The 7,494-nt window shown below is 65.4% G+C and carries 6 protein-coding genes; all 6 read left to right on the top strand.

Annotated features, from left to right (window positions below; genetic code table 11):
* The coding region (locus tag VGR37_13190) for a polyprenyl synthetase family protein (protein ID HEV2148353.1) at window positions 1-484 on the top strand (484 nt) is incomplete at its 5' end.
* A complete protein-coding gene (locus tag VGR37_13185; GenBank protein ID HEV2148352.1) occupies window positions 481-954 on the top strand; it encodes a divergent PAP2 family protein in 474 nt (157 codons plus the stop codon). The genes VGR37_13190 and VGR37_13185, both read left to right, overlap by 4 nt.
* Before the next feature lie 22 nt (window positions 955-976).
* Entirely contained in the window at window positions 977-2,917 is a 1,941-nt protein-coding gene (dxs, locus tag VGR37_13180; protein HEV2148351.1) for a 1-deoxy-D-xylulose-5-phosphate synthase, read from the top strand.
* Complete coding sequence (locus VGR37_13175; GenBank protein ID HEV2148350.1) at window positions 2,910-3,812, top strand: NAD(+)/NADH kinase; 903 nt, start codon at window positions 2,910-2,912, stop codon at window positions 3,810-3,812. The genes dxs and VGR37_13175 overlap by 8 nt, the downstream gene beginning before the upstream one ends.
* 303 nt (window positions 3,813-4,115) lie before the next feature.
* Window positions 4,116-5,711, top strand: a complete 1,596-nt coding sequence (locus VGR37_13170; GenBank protein HEV2148349.1) for a hypothetical protein — start codon at window positions 4,116-4,118, stop codon at window positions 5,709-5,711.
* A gap of 643 nt (window positions 5,712-6,354) precedes the next feature.
* On the top strand, window positions 6,355-7,233 hold the full coding sequence (locus VGR37_13165) for a hypothetical protein (protein ID HEV2148348.1): 879 nt from the start codon (window positions 6,355-6,357) through the stop codon (window positions 7,231-7,233).
* The last annotated feature ends 261 nt before the right edge of the window (window positions 7,234-7,494 follow it).

Below are 7,494 nucleotides of genomic sequence, written 5' to 3'. Positions count from 1 at the left end.
GGCGGAGCGGGGGCGCCTGGTGGCGGAGCTGTGCGCCGCCGCCGGGTCGGGGGGGATGGTGGGCGGGCAGCTCCTGGACCTGGAGGGGGAGGGGGCGGAGCTGGACGCCGCCGCGCTGGAGCGGGTCCACCGCGCCAAGACGGGCGCCCTGCTGGCCGTGTCGCTGCGCCTGGGCGCGATGGCGGCGCGCGGACGCCCGGAGCAGCTCCGCGCCCTCACGGCGTACGGCGAGGCGCTGGGGCTGGCCTTCCAGATCGTGGACGACGTGCTGGACGTGGTGGCCCCCTCCGACGCGCTGGGGAAGACGGCCGGGAAGGACGAGTCCTCGCGCAAGTCCACCTACCCGGCGCTCTTCGGCGTTGAGGGGGCGCGGCGGCTGGCGCGGGAGCGCCGGGACGAGGCGCTCGGCGCGCTCCGCGAGGCGCGGATCGTCTCGCCTGAGCTGGAGGCGCTCGCGGCGTACGTGGTGGAGCGGCGCCGGTGAGCGGGGCGCTGGGGGCGCTCCGGGCCGCCGCCGTGGAAGGGGTGGGGTGGAACCCGCCGCTCGCGCTGGCGCTCCTGGCGATGCTCACGGCGCAGGGGTTCAAGTTCCTGCGGGCGCTGGTGGTGAGGCGCCGCGCGGATTTCACCCGGCTGGTGGGGACGGGCGGGATGCCTTCCGCGCACGCGGCCTCGGTGACGGCGCTCACGACCGCGGTGGGGCTGGGCGCGGGGTGGGACACCCCGCTCTTCGGGGCGACGGCGTTCTTCTCGCTGGTGTTCATGTACGACGCCACCGGGATCCGCCGGGCGGCGGGGATGCAGGCGCGCATCCTCAACCGCATGTTGGAGGAACTGAAGGACTACCATACATTGAAGCCGCAGCGGCTCAGCGAGCTGCTGGGGCACACGCCGTTCGAAGTGCTGGTCGGTGCCGTTTACGGAGCGTTGCTCGCATGGGCGCTCCATCCCTGAAGCAGAAGAAGGAAGGGGTCCCGTGTCGCTTCTCGATTCGATCCAGTCGCCCGCGGACGTCCGCGCGCTTCCAGCAGAACGTCTCGCCGCCCTCGCCGACGAGGTGCGCGACCGGATTCTGGACATCGTCTCCGAGCACAGGGGCGCCCACTTCGGCTCCAACCTGGGGACAGTGGAGCTGACCATCGCGCTGCACCGCGTGTTCGACACCCCGCGCGACCAGCTCATCTGGGACGTGGGGCACCAGGCGTACCCGCACAAGATCCTCACCGGCCGCAACGACCGGATGCCCAGCATCCGCCGCCGCCACGGCCTGTCCGGGTTCCTGCGGCGCGACGAGTCGGAGTACGACGTGTTCGGCGCCGGGCACGCGGCCACCTCCATCTCCGCCGCCTGCGGGATCGCCGCCGCGCGCGACCTGCGGGACCAGGACTTCGAGGTGATCGCCGTCATCGGCGACGGCTCCATGACCTGCGGGCTCGCCTACGAGGCGCTGAACAACGCGGGCGACACGGACCGCGACCTGATCGTGATCCTCAACGACAACCAGATGTCCATCTCCCCCAACGTGGGGGCGCTGCACAAGTACCTGGGAGTCCACAAGAAGCTCACCGACATCCGGACCTCGCCGCTGTACAACAAGGTGCGCGAGGAGGTGAAGAGGCTGGTCCACGCCGCCCCGCGCATGGGCACGCTGGGCGAGATGATGGAGCACTTCGCCGTGCGCGCGGACTCCGGGCTGAAGGGGATGTTCGTACCGGGGATGATCTTCGAGGAGCTGGGCTTCCGCTACGTGGGCCCGGTGGACGGCCACGACGTCGACCAGCTCGTGGAGACCCTGGAGGCGGTGCGGGACATGAAGGGCCCGCGCCTGGTGCACGTGGCCACCACCAAGGGGAAGGGCTTCGCTCCCGCGGAGGAGGACCAGGTGAAGTGGCACGCGGCGGCGCTCTTCGACAAGGCGACGGGCGCGCCGCTGAAGAAGTCGGCCGGCGGGCTGCCGCGCTACCAGAACGTGTTCGGCGAGGCGCTGACGGAGCTGGCGCGCGAGCGTCCGGAGGTGGTGGCGATCACCGCGGCCATGGCGACGGGGACGAGCACGGACGTGTTCCAGAAGGCGCACCCGGAGCGCTTCTTCGACGTGGGGATCGCGGAGGGGCACGCGGTGACCTTCGCGGCGGGGCTGGCGACGCAGGGGATCAAGCCGGTGGTGGCGATCTACTCCACCTTCCTGCAGCGCGCCTACGACTCCATCGTGCACGACGTCGCGCTCCAGGACCTCCCGGTGGTGTTCTGCATGGACCGCGCGGGAATCGCGGGCGACGACGGCCCCACGCACCACGGCGGCATCGACATCGCCTACATGCTCGCCGTCCCGGGGATGACGATCACCGCTCCCAAGGACGGCGAGGAGATGGTCGCGCTGCTGCGGCTGGGACTGGAGCACCAGGGCGGCCCCTTCTGCCTCCGCTGGCCGCGCGACGCGGTGCCGGCGGAGGTGCGCCCGGTGGCGGAGATCCCCGCCATCGAGCCCGGCACCTGGGAGGTGCTGCGGCAGGGGCGGAAGCTCGCCATCCTCGCCACGGGGAGCATGGTGCTCCCGGCCTTGGCGGCGGCGGAGGCGCTGGCCGCGGAGGGGATCTCCGCCACGGTGGTGAACGCGCGCTTCATCAAGCCGCTGGACGAGGCGATGCTCGGCCGCCTCTTCCCGGCGCACTCGCACGTGCTCACGGTGGAGGAGGGCACGGTGGCGAACGGCTTCGGCGCGTTCGCGCGGGCGCGCATCGGCGAGGGGTGGCCGGAGGTGCGGGGCGCCTCCATGGGGCTTCCGGACGCCTTCGTGGAGCACGGCGAGCGCGCGGAGCTGCTCGCGGAGCTGGGGCTCACCCCCGCAGGGATCGCGGACCGCGCCCGCGCGCTGCTGGGCGCGGCGAAGCCCCAGCCGATGCGGGAGAGTGCCTGAGGTGGGGGTCGCCGCCCCCGCCGCGCGCGTGGGCGTCGTCGGGCATGCGCGGTACGAGCAGCTGGAGGCCACCCTGGGGCGGGTCCGCGACTACGCGGCCCGCCGCGGGGTGGCCTTCTTCTTCGAGAAGGAGCTGCTGGGCTCGGCGCCGCTGGAGGGCGCGGAGCCGCTCCTCCCGGAGATGTACGGCGACCTGGACCTGCTGCTGACGCTGGGCGGCGACGGGACGCTGCTGCGCGGGGCGCGGCAGGTGGCGCGGCACGGGACGCCAGTGCTGGGGGTGAACTTCGGGCACGTGGGGTTCCTGACCTCGGCGGCGCCGGAGGAGATGGAGTCGTCGCTGGACCGCGCGCTCTCGGGCGACATCGTGCTGGACGAGCGGATGACGCTCCTCGTGCGCGCGGAGTCGCCGGACGGGACGCTGCGGGGGGAGTTCCTGGCGCTGAACGACGCGGTGCTGCACAAGGGCGGGGTGGCGCGGATGATCCGGCTGGCGGTGCGGGCGGACGGGGAGGAGGTGGGGAGCTACAGCGCGGACGGGATCATCCTGGCGACGCCCACGGGCTCCACCGCGTACTCGCTCTCGGCGGGCGGGCCGATCGTCTCCCCCTCCGTGAACTGCATCATCGCGACGCCCATCAGCCCGCACACGCTGGCGGTGCGGCCGCTGGTGCTCCCGGCGGAGGAGACGGTCACGGTCGAGGTGCTCTCGCCCTCCGGGGAGCTGATCCTCACCCTCGACGGGCAGGAGGACGCGGAGTTGGCGCCCGGCGACCGCGTGGTGGTACGGCGCGCGCCGTGGCCGGTGCGGTTGGTGCGCTTCCCGGGGCAGACGTTCTTCTCGACCCTGCGGCGAAAGCTGGGGTGGGGGGATCTGGTGGAGCGGGCGGGGTAGGATCGAATTTTGGATAACGGCTGTTATCTGGAATCCACACAACGGGGGTGGCTGGGCGACGAAGTGCTTGTTCGGGAAGTGAGGTCCGAGCCCTGCCGGCGTGTTATGTGGACCGCCTTCGGCATAGCAGTGGTTAGGCCTCAGTCCAATGCCGCGCTCACCTATATTGGCAGACAGCCCGGTGACCTGCGCCTCGGCACTTTGCTTGCATCAGGTGAGCTTCTTCGGGAGGTTGTCCGACCCACTCTCGGTAATCAGGCCCGACCATCGCCGTAGTCTTTCCCACCTCCACCCCGCTTGGCAATGCCAGAACTCGCGTATCACGGCATCAAATTCCCGGACCGTGCGGAGTACCTCGAGGAATTCGAAGGCTACAAGGTATTCTTGGACCACTGGGAGCCACTTGCTGTTGAATTGCGTGGCATGTACGAGGGGCTCGCGTTGCGTAGGGACACTCGTGCGCTCGCCATCTATGGCGCCCAGGGAACGGGGAAGACACTCTTTGCCCAGAAGCTGGTTTCGGATTTCCGGGCCACAAAGCAGCGCCTACCCGGTGCGATCGTGTATGATCCAAATAATCTGTGGCACCGTGCTACCGGTGGACCGACGAGAGACCCTGCCGTTATTGCCGCTGCAACAGCCAACGCAGATGTGCACCTCATCGAAAACCAGCGCGATTGGGTTAGCAAGACTGGCGTGTGGCTCGAAGGGCGGCGCGATCGGCGTTCGATCGTCATCGCAGACAACGCGGAGCGTGCGTACTTTAGGCAGGGCCTTATCGAACTCTCCGATGCGGAGTACCTGAGGATTGGCGAGTCGCCGGAGGCGATGCGCATGATCGCGCAGAACTTTGTCTCCAAGTGCCGTGCAGAGCTACGGGGAAGTCTGTTCGTGCTTCTCAGCAACGATACCGACTTCCTCTCGAGCATGAGCGAGGCAGTCGGCCGGCAGCACGAGGGTCTATTTCGTGTGGAAAGGCTCCCGATTCCGGGGGGAACGGACAAGGAAACCGTTGTTCGAGTTAACACCAATCGTCTGAACCCAATCTCCTACTGGTACTGTCTCGACAAGGCTGGGCCAGAGGAAAAGCTAGCGGTCAAATCTGCGCTAGCTGGTGCGAGTACGTTCCCAGACTCTTTCAAGGCTGTCGACAACGCGATCCGCACGGCAACCCCGACTCGCATCGGACGCCCTGCAAGGAAGAATGTGATTACCTTAGTGGTGTTGACCGATCAGGCAAGCGTGCCCAGTGATTTTCTACAGGACTTGGGGACTCCTGATCGGACTGAGCTATCCCACAAGTGGGTGCTGATTCGTACGTTTAGCTCCGGGTGGGCTACTGGCCTTCTTGAGGATCCCCGACAGGCCAGCCTACTCGAATCAGAGTGGCTTCTAAGGGTTGCCGTCTTGGGCGATCCGTTCGTCGCATCCCTGCTCTCAAGGGGAAAGAACCTTACGGCGGCGAAATCGCTCGTCGAGGCAACACAGACGTACCATGGGCCAGGCACGTTAGCAACGACCCGGGAGGAGCATGAGACGGCCCTTAAGAAGGTCATTGATGTTTGGCCTACGACCGGTGCAGCCAGCACGTCTGCCTTCTGGGCGAAAGGGCAGACCCGATCCAACGATTACGAGGGCGTGCTACGCACCATCTTGCCGGGATACGATCTTGTCAGCGCCGGGTTTATGAACTACCGTCCCGATTTTGTAGCAGCTCCGTTCCGCCCATGCTCTATCCTTAGCGCAATCTCTGATGAGCAGCGGGCGATTAACGACGCAATCCGCCGTGAGGCACACGTGCTTGAGTTCACCGCTCAGAAGGTTGCCACCAAGGACAGTATCCAGGCGTACCTTCGCGAAAAGCTTCAGAATTATGTTCTCTTGACTCAGGAACAGTAAAGTGGAGTGATTCATCTCTTTCGCTGACCAGGAGAGCCGTCGTGTCGCGGCTCTCCCGATCATGGGGTGCTCGTCTATCCCTACGATAATCGCGAAATAGACGTCATTGGTCCCAATCGGCATCTCGTCTCCGATCTATTCTACCGTTTCGGTGGCTACCTGCTGGACAACGACTTGACACCGTCTTCGCGCCCACTCCGACCTAGTGAGAGCGTTGCAGGAGACGTGTAGCCGGCGATCGTTTCACTGCCTGGCGCCTTGAGCGCCGGTCACACTCCGGCGTAAGTTTACGCTCGGCTGCCCGCACCTGAACTTGAGAGCGTTAGAGCGGTTTGCCTGCGGGTTCGAGCCTCGCCCCCGCAGGGTTCAATAGCACGGCGCACCGTCGTGGCGGTTGCTACGCACTCACGCGCAAACCGCTCTAGGCGCTCGCTCCGGCAGGGTCCCTGCTATGCGTCCACTTGCGCGCTGCCTCCTGCCGATGCAGATACATACAGTGTGGTGATGGGCGTAGTTCACACCAAACACATCTCACCTTATGCTACCTGATCCGCAGGGAATCCTATGGGACGACTGGCTCCTGTTAGGAGTACAGGTTCTCGGTTTTATCTTCCTAGTCATCTACGTCGTGAAAACGTGGGAAATGGCGTCCGCGACTCGTGCGGCGGCGGAATCGAACCGTCGTGCTGTCGAGAACGACATCGAAGCGCGGCTGGAGGCGCTGGCTCCGAGAATTGTTGTCTATTTCGATGGGTCATCAATGATGGCGCGGATCGCTATTCAGAATGCTGGGAATGGATCTGCGGAGAATCTCCACCTAGAGTTCGATCCACCACTGCAGAGTACACATGCGCAGGAATCGTTACGCTTCTTCGATACATCTCATCCGATGGTGCCGCCGGGCTACAAGCACGCGCAGACCTTCGACACCTGGCCTCAGTACCTCGAGAGTGACTTGCCCAAGAGGTACCAAGTAACTGCCAGATATCGCGGAGCGGAAAACAAAAGGGATTACGAAGTGCGTTATATCCTTGATGCGGAAGCTATGCGTTGGCAGCACATTCGCCAGTCCGAGACTAAGCTCCTGCGTGAAGAAGTGGAGAAAGCAGGAAAGGCCATGCAGGATGAACTCCGTAAGCTGGGAAATGAAATACTGCCGATGATGCGCCTACAGGCGCTCGTGCGACCGGCGCCATCCACGTTGTCGGCAGCTGTCCACGATCTCCTCGGGACCTGGCACCTTCTGCAATGTATCGATGACGAGCCACGGGCTTTTTACTCCCCCAAGTCCATGCTCGAACTCCTGCGGTTACAAGCGTTATCTACTGTCCGGGTCCTTTCCGCATCAAGTGCAACCGAGGATCAGAAGGCGGCTATCCACCACCTACTTCCCGTTCTCTTCAGTATCGAGGCGGAGTTCTTGGCTAACAAAGAGTGGCACGCTTGTCGGGATCAAGCCTTCGAGCGGCTTGGACAAGCCTTCAGTGAATCGCCAGATAGCAGTGATACCTCCCGCGCCTAACGATTGCGCTGCAGGCGACATGCGGCCGGCGATGCTTTCACGCCCGGTGACTGGAGCGTCCGTTGCCGCGGCTGGAAGGTGCAGTCTGGCCGTACGCGCATGAGCGTGAGGGCGGTCCCCGTGTAGTGTGATGGTAATCGCCTGACAGGGGGCCACAAAGAAGGACGGTGACCATCCGTCCCCGCCGGGATAGCTTGAGGGTGCTCTGTTCCACTCAAGAACCCGGAGATCCGAATGACCACCGTCCAGGCAGACAAGATA

Source organism: Longimicrobiaceae bacterium (assembly GCA_035936415.1).
Classification (GTDB): domain Bacteria; phylum Gemmatimonadota; class Gemmatimonadetes; order Longimicrobiales; family Longimicrobiaceae; genus JAFAYN01.
The sequence above is the reverse complement of the archived record's forward strand: the minus strand, read 5'-3'. Positions and strand labels throughout refer to the sequence as shown.